The organism is Shewanella seohaensis (assembly GCF_023283775.1).
Lineage (GTDB): Bacteria > Pseudomonadota > Gammaproteobacteria > Enterobacterales > Shewanellaceae > Shewanella > Shewanella seohaensis.
The window spans coordinates 1-16,819 of record NZ_JAKILE010000020.1; the positions used below are offsets into that span (position 1 = coordinate 1).

19 protein-coding genes are annotated in these 16,819 nt (G+C 49.0%); 8 read left to right on the forward strand and 11 right to left on the reverse strand.

Features of this window, described 5'->3' with window-relative positions:
- Positions 1 to 422 precede the first annotated feature (422 nt).
- Positions 423 to 971 carry a gamma carbonic anhydrase family protein gene (locus L2713_RS18885; protein WP_248968944.1) on the forward strand — a complete coding sequence of 183 codons (549 nt, stop codon included), beginning with the start codon at positions 423 to 425 and terminating at the stop codon, positions 969 to 971.
- 56 nt (positions 972 to 1,027) lie between these two features.
- On the opposite strand, the gene L2713_RS18890 is transcribed toward L2713_RS18885, so the two are convergent.
- Both L2713_RS18890 and aroE read right to left on the reverse strand, forming a co-directional pair.
- The gene (locus L2713_RS18890; RefSeq protein ID WP_248968945.1) at positions 1,028 to 1,303 is read right to left on the reverse strand and encodes a DUF1488 family protein; all 276 of its coding nucleotides are present in this window, start codon (positions 1,301 to 1,303) and stop codon (positions 1,028 to 1,030) included.
- Positions 1,304 to 1,323: 20 nt separating this feature from the next.
- The gene (aroE, locus tag L2713_RS18895; protein ID WP_248968946.1) at positions 1,324 to 2,202 is read right to left on the reverse strand and encodes a shikimate dehydrogenase; all 879 of its coding nucleotides are present in this window, start codon (positions 2,200 to 2,202) and stop codon (positions 1,324 to 1,326) included.
- A gap of 171 nt (positions 2,203 to 2,373) precedes the next feature.
- Here aroE and L2713_RS18900 point away from each other — a divergent pair, with 171 nt between their 5' ends.
- Positions 2,374 to 2,811, forward strand: coding sequence for a group II truncated hemoglobin (locus L2713_RS18900; RefSeq protein ID WP_248968947.1), 438 nt, complete (start codon positions 2,374 to 2,376; stop codon positions 2,809 to 2,811).
- 31 nt (positions 2,812 to 2,842) lie between these two features.
- Here the strand turns inward: L2713_RS18900 and hemF are convergent, their stop codons facing one another.
- The 6 genes from hemF to L2713_RS18930 all read right to left on the reverse strand — a co-directional run bounded on the left by hemF (position 2,843) and on the right by L2713_RS18930 (position 7,875).
- The gene (gene hemF, locus L2713_RS18905; RefSeq protein WP_086904514.1) at positions 2,843 to 3,751 is read right to left on the reverse strand and encodes an oxygen-dependent coproporphyrinogen oxidase; all 909 of its coding nucleotides are present in this window, start codon (positions 3,749 to 3,751) and stop codon (positions 2,843 to 2,845) included.
- A gap of 29 nt (positions 3,752 to 3,780) precedes the next feature.
- Positions 3,781 to 4,347 carry an L-threonylcarbamoyladenylate synthase type 1 TsaC gene (gene tsaC, locus L2713_RS18910; RefSeq protein ID WP_248968948.1) on the reverse strand — a complete coding sequence of 189 codons (567 nt, stop codon included), beginning with the start codon at positions 4,345 to 4,347 and terminating at the stop codon, positions 3,781 to 3,783.
- A 138-nt stretch (positions 4,348 to 4,485) separates the two neighbouring features.
- On the reverse strand, positions 4,486 to 5,049 hold the full coding sequence (locus L2713_RS18915) for a DNA topoisomerase family protein (protein WP_109287730.1): 564 nt from the start codon (positions 5,047 to 5,049) through the stop codon (positions 4,486 to 4,488).
- 122 nt (positions 5,050 to 5,171) lie between these two features.
- Entirely contained in the window at positions 5,172 to 5,648 is a 477-nt protein-coding gene (locus tag L2713_RS18920) for a DUF494 family protein (protein ID WP_011620868.1), read from the reverse strand.
- A gap of 2 nt (positions 5,649 to 5,650) precedes the next feature.
- Complete coding sequence (dprA, locus tag L2713_RS18925; protein ID WP_452587971.1) at positions 5,651 to 6,613, reverse strand: DNA-processing protein DprA; 963 nt, start codon at positions 6,611 to 6,613, stop codon at positions 5,651 to 5,653.
- A 137-nt stretch (positions 6,614 to 6,750) separates the two neighbouring features.
- Entirely contained in the window at positions 6,751 to 7,875 is a 1,125-nt protein-coding gene (locus L2713_RS18930; protein ID WP_248968950.1) for a LysM peptidoglycan-binding domain-containing protein, read from the reverse strand.
- A gap of 125 nt (positions 7,876 to 8,000) precedes the next feature.
- On the opposite strand from L2713_RS18930, the gene def reads away from it, so the two are divergent.
- The 5 genes from def to L2713_RS18955 are packed head-to-tail and all read left to right on the forward strand — an operon-like array spanning position 8,001 to position 13,647.
- A complete protein-coding gene (gene def, locus L2713_RS18935) occupies positions 8,001 to 8,507 on the forward strand; it encodes a peptide deformylase (RefSeq protein ID WP_011620865.1) in 507 nt (168 codons plus the stop codon).
- A gap of 15 nt (positions 8,508 to 8,522) precedes the next feature.
- Complete coding sequence (gene fmt, locus L2713_RS18940) at positions 8,523 to 9,479, forward strand: methionyl-tRNA formyltransferase (protein WP_248968951.1); 957 nt, start codon at positions 8,523 to 8,525, stop codon at positions 9,477 to 9,479.
- A 2-nt stretch (positions 9,480 to 9,481) separates the two neighbouring features.
- The gene (gene rsmB, locus L2713_RS18945) at positions 9,482 to 10,768 is read left to right on the forward strand and encodes a 16S rRNA (cytosine(967)-C(5))-methyltransferase RsmB (protein ID WP_248968975.1); all 1,287 of its coding nucleotides are present in this window, start codon (positions 9,482 to 9,484) and stop codon (positions 10,766 to 10,768) included.
- A gap of 15 nt (positions 10,769 to 10,783) precedes the next feature.
- Positions 10,784 to 12,193, forward strand: a complete 1,410-nt coding sequence (gene trkA / locus L2713_RS18950) for a Trk system potassium transporter TrkA (RefSeq protein ID WP_011620862.1) — start codon at positions 10,784 to 10,786, stop codon at positions 12,191 to 12,193.
- An 11-nt stretch (positions 12,194 to 12,204) separates the two neighbouring features.
- Positions 12,205 to 13,647 (forward strand): TrkH family potassium uptake protein, encoded by a 1,443-nt coding sequence (locus L2713_RS18955; RefSeq protein ID WP_011624680.1) that lies wholly within the window; start codon positions 12,205 to 12,207, stop codon positions 13,645 to 13,647.
- A gap of 45 nt (positions 13,648 to 13,692) precedes the next feature.
- On the opposite strand, the gene hemG (L2713_RS18960) is transcribed toward L2713_RS18955, so the two are convergent.
- Positions 13,693 to 14,247 (reverse strand): menaquinone-dependent protoporphyrinogen IX dehydrogenase, encoded by a 555-nt coding sequence (gene hemG / locus L2713_RS18960; protein WP_248968952.1) that lies wholly within the window; start codon positions 14,245 to 14,247, stop codon positions 13,693 to 13,695.
- A gap of 198 nt (positions 14,248 to 14,445) precedes the next feature.
- Here hemG (L2713_RS18960) and L2713_RS18965 point away from each other — a divergent pair, with 198 nt between their 5' ends.
- A complete protein-coding gene (locus L2713_RS18965; protein ID WP_011715321.1) occupies positions 14,446 to 14,754 on the forward strand; it encodes an ArsR/SmtB family transcription factor in 309 nt (102 codons plus the stop codon).
- A gap of 54 nt (positions 14,755 to 14,808) precedes the next feature.
- Here the strand turns inward: L2713_RS18965 and hemG (L2713_RS18970) are convergent, their stop codons facing one another.
- On the reverse strand, positions 14,809 to 15,333 hold the full coding sequence (gene hemG / locus L2713_RS18970; protein ID WP_248968953.1) for a menaquinone-dependent protoporphyrinogen IX dehydrogenase: 525 nt from the start codon (positions 15,331 to 15,333) through the stop codon (positions 14,809 to 14,811).
- A 1-nt stretch (position 15,334) separates the two neighbouring features.
- Complete coding sequence (locus L2713_RS18975) at positions 15,335 to 16,792, reverse strand: TrkH family potassium uptake protein (protein ID WP_011620857.1); 1,458 nt, start codon at positions 16,790 to 16,792, stop codon at positions 15,335 to 15,337.
- Between the last annotated feature and the right edge of the window lie 27 nt (positions 16,793 to 16,819).

A 16,819-nucleotide genomic window follows, 5' to 3' on the forward strand; every position in this document is an offset into this window, starting at 1 on the left:
TGATTTAATTCTTTGATTACTCGCCAAACGGCAGAGTAATTTCGATTAACTCAACACCTGTGAGTGTCCACACAGATTTCTTGTTTAGATTGTTAAAGAGCATTTGACCTCAGCTTTCGCATTACCGCTCAGCGGGTCAGGGCTGCGTATTCTACGCATTTCCCTTGTCGCGTCAAGGCGTTTTTGTAAACTTCTTGGCGCTTTCGAATCAACTGCACATTTTGCATTCGATTCTAACTGATGCCGCGGTTGCTTTCGCTGTCTGCCGTGTCAGTGGATGCGCATTATAGGCAGCAGAACTTTTTGTGCAACCCCTAAATTGAAGATAATTAGCTTTTTTACGCTGTTCGTTGGATATTTGACCTGACCAGCCAGTTTTTAGCCTTTATAATGCGAAAAACCACTCAATTAGGGACTTTTTTATGTCAGGGCCACTCAGAACTTACCAAGGGATTCATCCACAACTCGGCGATAATGTGTATGTAGACCCAGCTTCGGTACTCGTTGGCGATATCGCTTTAGATACAGACGCCAGCATTTGGCCTATGGTGGCGGCGCGTGGTGACGTAAACCATATCCATATAGGTAAACGCTCCAATGTACAGGATGGCAGCATATTGCACGTGACCCGCAAATCCGCCTCTCGCCCTGAAGGTCATCCACTGATCATTGGTGATGATGTCACGATTGGGCATAAGGCGATGCTGCATGGCTGCAAAGTTGGCAATCGTGTACTAGTCGGGATGGGCGCGATTATCCTCGACGGTGCCATATTAGAAGATGATGTGATTTTAGGTGCGGGTTCGTTAGTTCCGCCAGGCAAGGTGTTGCAGAGCGGCTACTTATATGTCGGTAGTCCCGCAAAACAGGCGCGACCTTTAACCGAAGCGGAATTAAAGTTTTTACCCGAATCCGCAGATAACTATGTGCGCTTGAAAAACGAATACTTGGCAGAACCTCAGCCAGAATAGTGTTTCTATTAAATCGTGATGGCAGTGTTTAAGCTGCCATCCTGTTTATTTTGCTTTTAGCCTAAGTGCACAGCGCCAAACTCATCAAACTCTTCTGCTTCAATTAAGGCTTCTGCCATTTCTTCCGCATCGAATCGCACCGCATCAAACAGCGCTAACATGGCGGCCGCTTCATCGCTATTAGGCTGAGGCGAAAAATCATTTAACTGCGCCAGCTTCTGCGCGCTGATATAACACTTAATGTTCATTCCCTGCTGCAGGGCAATAAAGCAAATGTGCTTTTGGGTTTCATCCCAATGTTGCAGATCGGGGAATAAAATACTCTGATTCATTTTATCTTCCTCTTGAGCCTCTATTGCGCGTCGGCCTGTAGTTTGTCCCTGAGCAATTTAAGCACTCCTGAGGTATCTGGTTCGACGCCACGCCAGAGCGCAAAACTCTTTGCCGCCTGACCGACAAGCATACCCAGTCCATCAATCACTTGCGCTGCGCCCTGTTGCACAGCCCATTGATTAAATGCCGTTGGTTTTGCGCCATACATCATATCGTAGCAAGCCGTTTTGTTGCTGATGATGGACTGTGGTAGTGGCGGTAGCTCTCCTGCGAGACTCGCTGAGGTCGAGTTAATCACTACATCAAACTCCCCCGACAACTCTGGCATCGGCATAGACTGGAGTTTATCGCTGTAACGCCCTTGTTGTACTTGGCTAAAAATCTCCACTAAGGCCTGCGCCTTACTTTGAGTACGATTAGTGATGACCAGTTGACCCACTTCAGCCTTAAGCAATGGCAAGATACAGCCACGCGCCGCGCCGCCGGCCCCTACCAAGAGCACACGCTTATGCTGCAAACTGCCGAGATGGCGAATAAGATCGGCGACCAGCCCCAAACCATCGGTGTTATCACCATAAATAGTGCCATCGGCCAACAAGCTTAGAGTATTGACCGCCCCCGCCAGCGTCGCTTCGGCACTTAGGCTGTCGCAGAGAGCAAAGGCTTGCTCTTTAAAGGGCACGGTCACATTCGCGCCCTTTCCTCCCGCCTGAAAAAATGCTCGTAAACTCGCTTCAAAACCATCGATGGGCGCTAGAATCGCTTCATAACTCAAAGGCTGCTGCGTAAGGGACGCAAACTGTCCATGAATAAAGGGTGATTTACTGTGTCCTATCGGATTACCAAACACGGCATAACGATCAAGCGCTGGCGTAGTTACTGAGGGCATATCTGTCATCTGCGGGATTCTATTGGCTGTGATTGGCTTGCAGTCTAGCGTGCTTTTAGGCGGTAGCACAGCCTAATGGCGAGCCTAAGTTGTTGCACCTGACTTTAGCCTTCTGTTTCACCGTGGCATTCAGGCTATAATGCGCGCATCGATATTGTAGACAGCAATGCAGTTAGACCTATGAACTGGCTTAAAAAGATTTTTAGTAAACACACAAGCGTGCCGGATGACAGGGATCCGAATCAGTCAAATGCCTATGATTTAATTGGTGGTGACAAAGTGATCCGCGCAATTGCCCATAGTTTCTATCAGAAAATGGCAAGCTCAGAAGAAACACAAGCCTTATTCGCGATTCACCGTGCGCCGATTGCGGAGTCGGAACAAAAGCTCTATGAATTTTTAAGTGGTTGGCTCGGCGGCCCGCAGTTATATCAGCAAAAATATGGTCATCCCGCATTACGTGCTCGGCATATGCCCTTCACTGTTGATGAGACAATGCGGGATCAATGGCTATTTTGCATGAAGTTTGCCATTGAAAAACATATAAAAAAGCCAGAGCATCGCGCCGCTATCTACGAGGCGATTTCAACTCTGGCAGATCATATGCGTAATCAGTAACGTACTGATTACGCGACTTGTGTTAGCATGCTTATACCCAATCTCGAGGTTTGAGGTAGTTATCGTATAGATCTGCCTCAGGGCTACCCGCCTCTGGCGTATAAGCATATTGCCAGCGTACCAATGGCGGCATTGACATCAAAATGGACTCAGTGCGACCACCAGTTTGCAGGCCGAACAAGGTACCTCTGTCGTATACCAGATTGAACTCAACATAACGGCCGCGACGATATAACTGGAACTCACGCTCACGCTCGCCATATGGCGTCTCTTTACGGCGCTCAACAATCGGCGCATAAGCGGTTAAGAAGCCATTCCCCACCGCCTGCATAAAATCGAAACTCTTATCAAAGCCTGCTTGGTTCAAGTCATCGAAAAACAATCCGCCCACGCCGCGGGTTTCGTTACGATGTGGCAGGAAGAAATACTCATCACACCACTTCTTATATTTAGGATATACATCATCGCCAAAGGGCAGACACAGATTTTTAGCGGTTTGATGCCACTCACGCACGTCTTCTTCGAAAGGATAGTAAGGCGTTAAGTCAAAACCACCACCAAACCACCAAACGGGATCCGCGCCGTCTTTATGGGCAATAAAGAAACGCACGTTAGCATGGGTAGTTGGAATATAAGGGTTTTTAGGGTGAATCACTAAAGAAACGCCCATAGCCTCAAAACTACGCCCCGCCAATTCTGGTCGATGAGCCGTTGCCGATGCAGGCATGGCCGCACCTGTTACATGGGAAAAGTTCACCCCAGCTTGTTCGAATACTGCACCTTGGGTTAAGACACGACTGGTACCGCCACCGCCTTCGGTGCGTGTCCATGAATCGGCCGCAAAGCTTGCTTGCCCATCCAATTGCTCAAGACCCGCACAAATTCGATTCTGTAGATCGAGTAAAAATGCTTTTACCACTGTCGCATCTGGCACGCTCATCTGCTTTTATCCTTTGCGTTATAAATCAGTTATTGTCCGTTACGTAATATCTTACCGCTGCGGGCATCAATAATGGTGGAGGGTTGACGCTGTTCGCCTAATGACCCTAACACTAAGGCATCAATCTTACCCTCAAAGGCATTAAGAATTTCATCACAGCTGAGCGCGGGATCTTCGCCGGCTAAATTGGCGCTAGTCGAGACCAGTGGTTTACCTAAAGCTTGGCATAAGGCTCGCACCCCTTCATGGGCGGAGACACGCACGGCGATAGAATCAAACTCACCACATAAATAGCGCGAAACATGCGGCTTAATCGGCATAACAAAGGTAAAGGGGCCTGGCCATTTAGAAAAGGCAAACTCGAGTTGCTCGGCGCTCAACTGTGACTCATCGACATAATCCACTAATTGGGAAAACTCGCTCGCCACTAAGATAAGCCCCTTCTGCCAAGGACGTTGCTTTACCGCGAGTAATTTTTGGATGGCGGTGTCGTTGTCTGGATCGCAGCCCAAACCATAAACGGCTTCAGTGGGATAAGCGATAACGCCGCCGTTAAGCACTATGTCTTTAATTTCAGATGGGTGCAGCTGTAACATCTTAATATCACCTTATGAATTGAATCGATTTCTACAAACACGTTTTGGCTTTTTTAGCGCTTGGCCACCCCATCCGTGGTCGATGGGGGATTATACCCAAGGGTGTTTATACGACCAAATCTTTAGAACCAGATCACACTAAAGCGCGCGTTTGTATTTACAGCTTTTTTGGGGACATTCTAAACGCATCCCCGCGGCTCCTTTGCGCTCGACTAAAATACCAAAGCCACAACTCGGGCAAGTTTCGGCAACGGGGGGATAATTCACGATGAATTTGCATTTGGGATACGCACTGCAGGCATAAAAACTCTTACCAAAACGGCTGGTACGATGCTCTAGCTTGCCAGTTTTGCATTCGGGGCATGCCACCTCAGGTTTATCGCTCTCCTGATCTGGCCTTTCTATGTGGGTACAACTGGGATATTGAGTGCAACCGATAAAGATACCAAAACGCCCCGATTTAACCGCCAACTCATGGCCACACGCGGGACACTTGGAACCTTCAATCACTTGGGTTTCAATCGATTCATGCTGCACTAAGGGACGGGTATATTGGCAGGTGGGATAGTTGTTACAACCAATAAAACTCCCATGTTTGCTATGTTTTACCGACAACTCGCTGCCACACTCTGGGCATAGCTCGAATTCTTTTTCCAGTGCGTGCTCATGGGCACTAAATAGTTGTTCATCGATCTTAGACATAATCATTACCACCAGTCATTGCGTCTAATCCGCAGATAACTCACCACACAGGTATTAACAAGCTTATGGCATCAAAAAAGGAGGGCTAGCCTCCTTTCTCATTATTCATCACATCGCAACGCTTAAGAATGTAGCCGACCTTCTTCAGGCTGCTCAAAAATTAAATCTTCCATTTGCTCATAGGCGGACTCATGGCCGGGCGCATTAAAGAGCACCATCAGAATCACCCACTTAAGATCTTCGAGGATCAAGGCAGGCTCATCGAGCTCCATAACTCTGTCGATTACCATCTCACGGGTTTCGACATTCAGCACTTTCACTTGCTCTAAAAATAGCAGGAATCCACGGCATTCCACGTCCAGCTTTTCCATTTCTTCTTTGGTGTAAATCCGAAATGAATGCTGATCATGATTGCACAGGTAAGGCTTATCCCCTTCCTGCAACTCAGCCAGACGCTCCAACCAAGTTAAGGCTTTCAAAATCTCTGACTGGTGAAAACCAGCACGAGTGAGTTCCTTGGTTAACTCGTCTTCATCCACTAACAGTTCAACTTCACTGTGAACATAGTTTTCAAATAGATACATGAGGATATCAAACATGGCTAGCTCCTCTTTACTCTGACGTAACCACCGGGTACTGCAACAACCCAACCTTGCAACTCAAGTTCAAGCATTTGTTCTAACACCAGATCTATCGTTTTCCCACTATGTTCAACTACAGCATCAATTGTTGTAGTTTCATAACCTACACTAGCTAACAGCGATGAAAATGGCAAATCACAAATCTCACCTTGCTGTATATGGTGGCGAGTGTTGACTTCTTCAAGGTGAAACGCCGTCATACTTACCAGCTCTTCCACTATATCGGCCGCACTCTCCACAAGTTTTGCCCCATCCCGTAATAAATCATGGCAGCCTTGATGAAAGCCGCCGAGAATCGAGCCCGGAACCGCAAAGACCTCACGCCCCTGCTCCATGGCCAACCTAGCGGTGATGAGCGAACCACTCTTACGGCAAGCCTCTACCACCAGCGTACCTAAAGAAAGACCGCTAATAATGCGGTTTCGTTTCGGGAAATTGCCCGCAAAAGGCCCGATATCCGGCCAAAACTCGCTTATTATACAGCCTTGGTGCTGAATATCCTCATAAAGCTGCTTATGTCGACGCGGATAAATAATATCAATCCCGGTTCCGAGCACCGCAAGCGTTCTGCCTCCGTGGTCAACACAGGCTATATGGGCCGCACCATCAATCCCCATCGCCATGCCACTGCAGATACTAAATCCTAGCGCGGACATCTCTCGAGCTAACTGATAAGCAACCTGTAATCCACCGGGAGACGCATTACGGCTCCCCACTATCGCAAGCGATGGGAACAACAGCGCCTCAACACATCCTTTGATAAATAAGACGCTTGGAGGATCGGGTAACTGTTTGAGTAATGGAGGATAAAGGGGATCGGTAAAACAAACGAGGTGGTGTAGTTCAGACTGCTGTTGCCATTCGAGGGCGACATCGACCCTTTGATAATCAATGACTAAGCTATGGAGTAGATTGTCAGACAAAGGGAGCGAGTGTCTCTCATGCTCCAATCTTTGCCTGAGGTCGTCCACATCCATGTGCGTTAATAATTGTTGTGTCCGAGCGGGTCCTAGCCCAGATACCGCATTAACAATTAACCAATCGACCAAATGTTCAGGGATTATTCACCTCTAAAGGCTAAGGAGTCTGGCGCAATTAATTTATCGTCGACACGTACAGAACGTTCAGTCGAGACAATCAAACCTAAGCTCGCTTTATCAAACACTTTAAAGACTAAGAGTTTGCCATGGTAAATATCGGGCATCTTGATGGCGCGATCTGACGACAGTGACGCCACCACATTGTCATAGGCGGTGCGCTCGGCTGCGGGTACGGGTTGACCATCGTTATTAATCACAATTTCTTCGCCATCGCGGTAAATGGAGAACACTTCACCCGGCTCAACACCATCCTGTGTGCCTTTATCTAAGTACACCACATTGAGCTTACCCGCCTCGCGCATGGTGGATTCAATCGCTAGTACGGTCGCCGGCGTCTTAAGCTCGGCAGGTTTTGGCGTAAAATAGGCTGACATCAAGGCTTCGTCTTCCATAGGTAGCACCCTAAAACCCGCCTTGGTTTCACGGTAGTTACTGAGGATTTTAACCTTAGACACTTTGCCTGATTCAATCACTTGGCCGGTAGACGCCAGAATCGCTTCTTGTCCTAAGGCTTCGCCCGTTTGTTTGTTGAAGAAGTCACGACCGCGTTCATACATACCCAGCTTTTGGTTTAAAGGCAGTTCGCTATCGATATAAATCACATCACCAACCACATGGTGACGTGAAGGACTCTCACCCGCGAGCACCATAGGTTGCTGTGCAAACCAGTCGGCATCGACCACACGGTTTTGCACCAGATAGTTTTGGATTAACGCTAAATCAACCGCAGGCACCGCATTACTCTTAGCAATCACGCGTCCCTCAGGGGTTTTGCGAATATGGGGTTTTCCCTCGTTAGCGCCATTACGCACTAATCGGGGTTGACCATCGATAAAGACTAAAGTGAGCTGATCGCCGGGATAAATTAAATGAGGGTTAGCAATCTGGGGGTTAACATCCCATAAACGTGGCCACTTCCAAGGGTCATTTAAAAAGGTTGCCGAGATATCCCAAAGGGTATCGCCCTTCTTTACCACATATGACTCGGGATGCCCTGCTTTCAGCGTGAGAGTATCAGCGGAAACCAACGTGCAATTAAATGTCATTAACGCAAGTAAAATTAGCCGTTTCATGGTGCGGTCCATGTTGTTTAGCTCTTAAATCGAGCTTTTACTGTTATTGATAGGCACTAAAGATTAAAATTAGCCCATTAGCCTCAGTCAGTATAACCAACTGATTGAGATTTGACAGACTTGTTAAGAGTTTAAGTATGGCACTATTAAAAGTTTTACGCTTTCCCGATGAAAGATTGCGAACTCAAGCGACCCCGGTCACAGAGTTTACTGCTGAGTTGCAAACGCAAATCGATGATATGTTCGAGACCATGTACCAAGAAAAAGGCATTGGTCTGGCAGCAACCCAGGTCGACTATCATAAACAACTGATCGTGATGGATTTACAAGACGAGGTCGATCGTCCTAAAGTCTTTATCAATCCCGAAATTATTGCCAGTAGCGGTGATTTCTGTAACGAAGAGGGTTGTCTGTCGGTCCCCGGTATCTATGCCAAGGTCGACCGCGCCGAGTTTGTTACCGTCAAGGCACTGGATAGACACGGTAATGAATTCACCGTTGAAGCCGATGAGCTTTTTGCTATTTGTATTCAGCATGAAATGGATCACCTGAAAGGTAAGTTATTTGTCGATTACCTGTCGCCATTGAAGCGCCAACGGATCAAACAGAAACTTGAAAAAGCGGCCAGACAGGACGCAAAATAAGCATTAGGATCAGATTTGAAACCACTCAATATCATCTTCGCCGGAACACCGGATTTTGCCGCTCGCCATTTACAGGCGCTGATCAACTCACATCACAATGTGATTGCCGTCTACACTCAGCCGGACAGACCCGCAGGGCGCGGTAAAAAACTCACCGCCAGCCCAGTTAAAGAGCTCGCAGTCAGCCACGACATTCCGGTTTATCAGCCAGGCTCACTACGTAAAGAACCCGCGCAGCAAGAACTTGCCGCCCTCAATGCCGATATTATGGTAGTAGTCGCCTACGGATTGATTCTGCCAAAAGTGGTGCTCGACACGCCGCGTTTAGGCTGTATCAATGTTCACGGTTCTATTCTGCCACGCTGGCGCGGTGCAGCGCCGATTCAACGCGCGTTGTGGGCCGGCGATAAAGAAACTGGCGTGACTATCATGCAAATGGATGTCGGCCTAGATACCGGCGACATGCTGCTGAAAACCTACTTGCCGATTGAAGATGATGATACTTCCGCCACCCTTTACGAGAAGTTAGCTCTGCAAGGGCCAGACGCGCTACTGCAAGCACTCGAAGGTTTAGCCAACGGCACCCTAATGGCTGAAAAACAAGATGAAGCCTTAGCGAACTACGCCGAAAAACTCAGTAAAGAAGAAGCGAGACTCGATTGGAGCAAATCTGCGACCCAGTTATGGCAAGAAGTCCGCGCCTTCAATCCTTGGCCTGTGAGCTATTTTGAGCACCAAGGCAATACCATCAAGGTGTGGCAGACCCAAGTCAGTACCACCAGCAGCAATGCAGCCCCCGGCACTATTATCAGCGCCAGTAAAAAAGGCATTGAAGTCGCCACTGGCGATGGTGTGTTAACTCTACTCAGCATGCAATTACCCGGTAAGAAACCACTCAGCGTGGCCGACATACTCAACGCCCGCGGCGACTGGTTTACCCCAAATACTCGTCTAAATAACGAGGCGCAATAATGATGAACTTGCGTGCACTGGCGGCCAAAGCCATCTTCGAAGTCTTAGAGAAAGGCGTGTCACTTTCAGTAGCCCTGCCAGAACAGCAAAAGCATCTTGCCAGTGGTAAAGATAAAGCCCTGCTCGCAGAGCTCTGCTACGGCGTGATGCGCACCTTGCCGCAGATCGAAAAACGCGTGGCCGAGTGTTTGGCTAAGCCGCTGAAAGGTAAGCAAAGGATCATCCACCAGCTATTAATCGTTGGCTGTTATCAACTTTACTTCACCCGCATTCCAAGCCACGCCGCCATCTCCGAAACCGCCGAGGCCTGCCGTCAGTTAAAATTTGAGGGCATGGTAAAGGTCGTCAATGGCGTGCTGCGTAATATTCAGCGCCAATTAACGCCGCTGAGCACTGAGTCGGAGACCTTAAGCTACAACACGCCGGGCTGGTTAATTAAGCGCTTAAAAGCCGCCTATCCCGATAATTGGCAAGAGATTATCCAGCAAAGCCATGAGCGTCCACCCATGTGGTTACGTAACAATCGCCTCTCCCAAAGCCGTGATGAATATCTTGCCGCCCTGAGTGAGCTAGAGATAGAAGCGAGTGCTGGCCTCAGTGATGATGCCATACTGCTGGCCCATCCTAAGGATGTGGCGACATTGCCGCGCTTCCACGAAGGTGCGGCATCGGTACAAGATGGCGCCGCCCAATGGGCCGCGACCTTACTGGCTCCGCAAGCCAACGAACTGATCCTCGATGCCTGCGCGGCACCGGGCGGCAAAAGCTGCCATTTACTCGAACTTGAACCCAGCATCCAACTGGTCGCCGTCGATTTCGATGCTAAACGTCTCGAGCGCGTGCAACAGAACCTTGACCGTTTATCATTAAAAGCGGAAGTTATTCATGGCGATGCGGCCAACATCGACTCATGGTGGCAGGGCGAACAGTTTGATCGTATCTTACTCGACGCGCCTTGCTCGGCGACGGGCGTAATCCGCCGTCATCCCGATATCAAGTGGTTACGCAAAAACCATGACATCGAAGAACTGGCTGAGCTGCAAAGACAAATTCTCGATCACTGCTGGAAGTGGCTCAAACCCGGTGGCACACTCCTGTATGCAACTTGCTCTATTTTGCCGCAGGAAAATCGAGACCAAATTAGTGCATTTTTAGCCAGAACCGCAGATGCTAAGCTAGACACACTTGCCCAGCAGGCTTCAAGCCAAGATATTGGTTGGCAAATCACGCCGGGACAACACAACATGGATGGGTTTTATTACGCCCGTTTATTGAAAGCGACCCATTAGGAAGTAAGCAAGGCCATGAAAATTATCATATTAGGTGCGGGTCAAGTCGGGGGAACCTTGGCCGAAAATTTGGTGGGTGAAAACAACGATATCACCATAGTCGATAGCGACAAATCCAGATTACGCGCCCTGCAGGATAAATATGACCTTCGCGTCGTGGCGGGCCACGGTGCCCACCCCGATGTACTGAAAGAGGCTGGCGCCGAAGATGCCGACATGCTGATTGCAGTGACGAACAGCGATGAATGCAACATGGTTGCCTGCCAGATGGCCTACAGCCTATTTGGTACACCGACTAAAATCGCCCGTATTCGTTCCGAACCTTATCTGGCGATGCGCGATAAATTATTTATCGACAGTGAAACCAAAAATAGTGAGGGGCGCCCTCGCGGTGGTTTTGTGATCGATGAACTTATCGCACCTGAGCAGTTAGTGACCGCTTACATTCAACGTTTGGTTGAATATCCTGGTGCGCTGCAAGTGCTCGAATTTGCCGAAGGCCGTTTAAGTTTAGTTGCGGTTCGCGCCTATTACGGCGGCCCTTTAGTCGGTAATGCCTTGGCCGCGCTTCGCGAGCATATGCCAAATATTGATACCCGGGTGGCGGCGATTTTCCGCCAAGGTCGCCCTATCATGCCCCGCGGTACGACTATTATCGAAGCCGATGACGAAGTGTTTTTCGTGGCCGACAGTCGCCATATCCGCGCGGTGATGAGTGAGATGCAAAAGCTGGATAACTCCTACCGCAATATCATGATTGCTGGCGGTGGTAACATCGGCTTAGGCCTCGCTAAACGCCTCGAACGCACCCACTCAGTCAAGCTGATTGAGCATAAGTTTGAACGCGCCGAAACGCTCTCTGAACAGCTTGAAAACACTACAGTATTTTGTGGTGACGCCTCAGATCAAGAGTTGCTGCTCGAAGAACATATCGACCAAACTGACGTGTTTATTGCCGTCACCAACGACGATGAAGCCAACATCATGTCCGCCCTACTCGCTAAACGCATGGGGGCGAAAAAGGTGATGGTGCTGATCCAGCGCGAAGCCTATGTAGATATTGTGCAGGAAGCGAATATCGATATCGCGATTTCACCCCAGCAGGCGACGATTTCAGCCTTACTGACCCACATCCGCCAAGGCGATATCTGTAACGTGTATTCCTTACGCCGCGGCGCCGCCGAAGCGATTGAAGCCATTGCCCATGGCGACTCCAGCACCTCCAAGGTTGTTGGCAAGGCGATTGGCGATATCAAGCTGCCGCCGGGAACCACCATTGGCGCCATAGTGCGTAACGAAGAAGTGCTGATGGCCCACGACAAGACAGTGATAGAACAAGGGGATCACGTGATTCTGTTCCTCGTGAACAAAAAGTTTGTCGGCGAAGTCGAGAAACTGTTCCAACCTAGCGCCTTCTTCTTCTAAGTCATCATCTTATGCTGAACTTTAGACCGCTATTGTTTATTTTGGGGCTGTTTCTGTCGATGTTAACAGCCTTTATGTTAGCGCCCCTGCTCCTTGCCGTGTTCAACGGTGAGGAAACCGTGGGCGCTTTCATGCTGTCGGCTTTAGTCACTGGGATTTGCGCCAGCCTCTGTTTGCATAACGGCCAGAGCAAAACCATTAACCTCAATATTCGCGATATGTTTCTGCTCACCAGCCTCACTTGGCTGATCGTGAGCCTGTTTGCCGCAATGCCTTTTACCTTGTACCACGGCATTGGCTATACAGACGCCTTCTTCGAGACCATGTCCGGCATTACCACTACAGGTTCAACCGTGCTCTCGGGCTTAGATACTATGGACCACAGTATCTTAATCTGGCGCTCGTTGTTGCAATGGCTAGGCGGTATTGGCTTTATCGTGATGGCGGTAGCGATTCTGCCCTTCTTAAACGTCGGTGGTATGCGGCTGTTCCGCACCGAGTCATCGGATTGGAGCGATAAGGCGGTGCCGCGCACCCAAAGCATGGCTAAGCATCTATTTTTTATCTATATCTTGCTGACCGTGATGTGCTGCGTTGCCTACCATCTTGCAGGCATGACTTGGTTTCAAGCCATTAACCATGCGATGACCACACTGTCGACGGGCGGCTATTCGACCTCAGATAACTCGATGGCGGCGTTTTCGAATTCGGCCCATTGGGTTGGCGTTGTGTTTATGGCGGCGGGTGGCTTACCCCTGCTGATGTTTGTGCAGATGATCCAGCAGCGAGACTTTACCGTCTGGAACGATGCTCAAGTCAAAGGCTTCTTGTTTTTCCTCACTTTTGTGTCTTGTTTTATTGGCTTCTGGCTGTGGCAAACGCGGGATATCGCCCTTATCGACGCGCTGCGCCTCTCAAGCTTTAACGTGGTTTCCGTGGTCACCACCACAGGTTATGGTTTAACCGACTACGGCGCCTGGGGCGCGTTTGCGAATATCGCGTTTTTATTCTTAATGTTTGTCGGCAGCTGCTCGGGCTCCACCTCTGGCGGGATTAAAATCTTCCGCTTCCAAATTGCCGGCGCCATTATGCGCGAGCAGTTAAAGCAGCAATGCCATCCCAATGGCATCTTCCGGGAGCGCTATAACAACCGTCTGATCAGTGAAGATATTGTGCGCTCACTGATCACCTTTGTGCTGCTGTTTATGTTTGTGATTGTTGGACTTTCGGTGATTCTGGTGCTGACGGGGCTAGACCCTATGACCAGCTTTACCGGCGCAATAACCGCAGTCACCAACGTTGGCCCAGGGCTTGGCCCCATCATTGGTCCTGCGGGTAACTTCTCGACGCTGCCCGATTTGGCTAAATGGGCGCTTTCTTTGGGTATGTTGCTCGGCCGTTTAGAGATTTTAACCGTGGCTGTACTGTTCCATCCCAGTTTTTGGAAATACTAGTCGTATAGTCAAAAACTAAAAATGCGCTCACAGAGCGCATTTTTATTAGGCGGGTTCAGCAACCTCGGCCAAGGTTAGCAGATGGTCGGCATAGACCTTCACATCTTCCCAGTCGGTATAATCGATCACGGCCTTAGGATCCGTTGGACCTTTGGTGATTTTCATAATCAACTGGATCATCAGTCTGTCGTACCAGGGCCACGAGGGGTAATCCACCTTACCGGCGATAATCTTCAAATCGGCGGGAGTCCAAGGTGATAACGCAATGAATTTTTGCAGGTATTTGTTGTTCTCTGGGATGCGTTTCTCTGGGTTACGCGCCACCACGTTGACGCAGAAGAAACTGTTTGGCAACGCACTTAAAGCCGGGGCATGTTGCTCTATAAACTGAAATACACTCTTATCGTAGGTGCCATAGAGTACACAAGCCCCTAGCGCCACCAGTTGATAATCGGGCCAGTGAATCTTGGTTGCCGCCGCACTATTAATATCCACCAAGTCCACCTTGGCGCCACGCAGCGTGAGTTGTTGCGCAATCGCATTCGCTATCTTGGCCGTATGGCCACCACGGGTAAAATAAAGCACCAGAATGCGTGTCATGGGGTATTCCCGTTCAGTTAAAGTATGTCACCATTGTGGCAATCATTGGTTAAATAAACCCCTGATAGGATCACAAATCAGCGTTGTCTCATATTCTGAAATGCAAAAATTGAGATCTGAATTGCCGAGCAGTATGATTGCGTATAGAAATATGTTCAATTAGAATTATCTAATCAAAAGCGATAAAGTGAGTACCTTATGCAAAATGATATTGATGTAAATGCAATGGTAACTAATGCGGAAAGTGCGGCTAAATGGCTCAAAGCCATAGCGAATCCTTATCGCTTAATGATTTTGTGCCTATTGCTGGATAAAGAGCTGAGCGTAACCGAGCTGAATGCAACTGTGCCCTTGAGCCAGTCGGCGCTATCACAGCATTTGGCGGTGTTGCGGGCCGAAGACTTAGTAGATACCCGTAAGAGCTCGCAGATTGTGTATTACAAGCTTAAGAATGAGCAAGTCACCCAAGTGATTTCGATTCTCCACAGCCGTTACTGCGCCGTATAAATAATGTCAGGCGGTAACAATAAAGCCCTAGCAAAAACTAGGGCTTTATCATTTTTACAGCTTGCTAAAGTGTGTCCCAAAGGCTTCGACTTTACCCCAGTCGGTAAACTCGAAGGTGCCCTTCAGATCGGTCGGTCCCTTTGTCATCCACATGATGAAACGGATCATAGTGCGGTCGAATAAGCCGTATTTAGGGTAATCAATCTTGCCCGCAAACACCGCCAATTGTTGTGGCTGCCACAGGGATAATTTGAGGAACTTTTGCATGTAAGGATTGGTTTCTGGCGTGTTCTTTAATGGCTTGCGCGCCACCACATTCACGGTAAAGAAGCCGTTGATTTTACTGTCCAGCACAGCATGATTGCGATTCACAAACTGGTAAAGATCGGGCCTATGTTTGCCATAACGAATGCTCGCACCAATCAACACTTTATCGAAATCAGCAAGGCTTAAGGCTTCGGCTTGTTCTAAGGTCACTAAAGACACCTGCTCACCCGCTTGTTCGGCAAGCGTTTTGATTTTGCGGCAGATTTCCAGTGTTTGGCCATCAATTGTCGAATAGATGATTAGTGTCTGCATGTTAATCCCTCCAGAAAGTTGGCGTGAACAAAATCAGCAAGGTAAAGACTTCGAGGCGACCAAATAACATGGCTACCACCAGCACCCATTTAGCACCATCACCAATACTGGCGTAGTTACTCGCTACTTCCCCAAGACCCGGACCGAGGTTATTTAAGCAGGCCGCCGTGGCACTAAAGGCGGTAATATCATCCAGCCCCATAGCCATCAGCGCTAACATACACAGCACGAAGACTAAGGCATAGGCGGAGAAAAATCCCCACACGGCATCGACAACCCGGTCAGGTAATGCCTTGGAGCCGATACGAATCGAGAACATCGCCTTAGGGTGAACGAGGCGTTTAAGTTCGCGCGAACCTTGCAACAGCAGCAGGATAACCCGGATCACCTTAATCCCGCCCGCAGTTGAACCACCACAACCACCGATAAAGCTTGAGAAAATCAACAGAATCGGCAGGAACAGCGGCCACATATGGAAGCTTTCGGTACCAAAGCCTGCGGTTGTCGCCACCGAAACCGCTTGGAATAAGGCGTGATCTAAGGTTTCTTCTGGCGAGTCATAAATCCCTGAGTGATAAAGGGTTAAGAAACAAATCGCCGTTAGCACCAACTGAATCGCCACCAGCATCTTGAACTCGGTATCTCGAAAATAGACTCTAAAATTGATCCCACGACGCGAAAATGCCGCAAAGTGCACGCTAAAGTTCACCGCCGAGACAATCAAAAAGAACACGCAAATCAGGTTGATCACTGAGCTATCGAAGTATCCCATACTGGCATCGTGGGTCGAAAAGCCTCCGATGGCGATGGTCGAAAACGAGTGACACACGGCATCGAAAACGCTCATTCCCGCGAGCCAATAAGCGCCCGCACAGGCAATGGTTAGCAATAGATAGATGTACCATAACGCCTTGGCCGTTTCGGCAATCCTTGGCGTCATCTTACTGTCCTTCACAGGCCCCGGGATCTCGGCGCGATACAGCTGCATGCCGCCAACGCCCAGCACAGGCAGAATCGCCACGGCTAAAACGATGATCCCCATACCACCGAGCCATTGCAGCATATGTCGATAAAACAGAATGGCCTTAGGCAAGGAGTCCAGCCCGACAATGACTGTGGCTCCAGTGGTGGTCAGTGCAGAGAATGATTCGAAAAAACTGTCGGTCCAGCTGAGATCGGGCTGGCTTGAGAAGATAAAAGGTAAAGCACCGATGGAGCCAAGAACGGTCCAGAACAGGACCACAATCAGAAACCCCTCGCGGGTTCGCAATTCCTCTTTGCAGCGACGATTAGGATACCAGAGCCAAAAACCGATAAATAAGCTGACAAAAAATGCCTGAATAAACGCAGTACCACCGCCATCGTTATACCAAATGGCGATTAAGGCTGGCGGCAGCATAGTGATGGAGAACAGGCCGATAAGCAGACCTATGATTCTTATTATGGTTTTGTATTGCATTCCGCGTGTTCAATTATTCCATTGGCT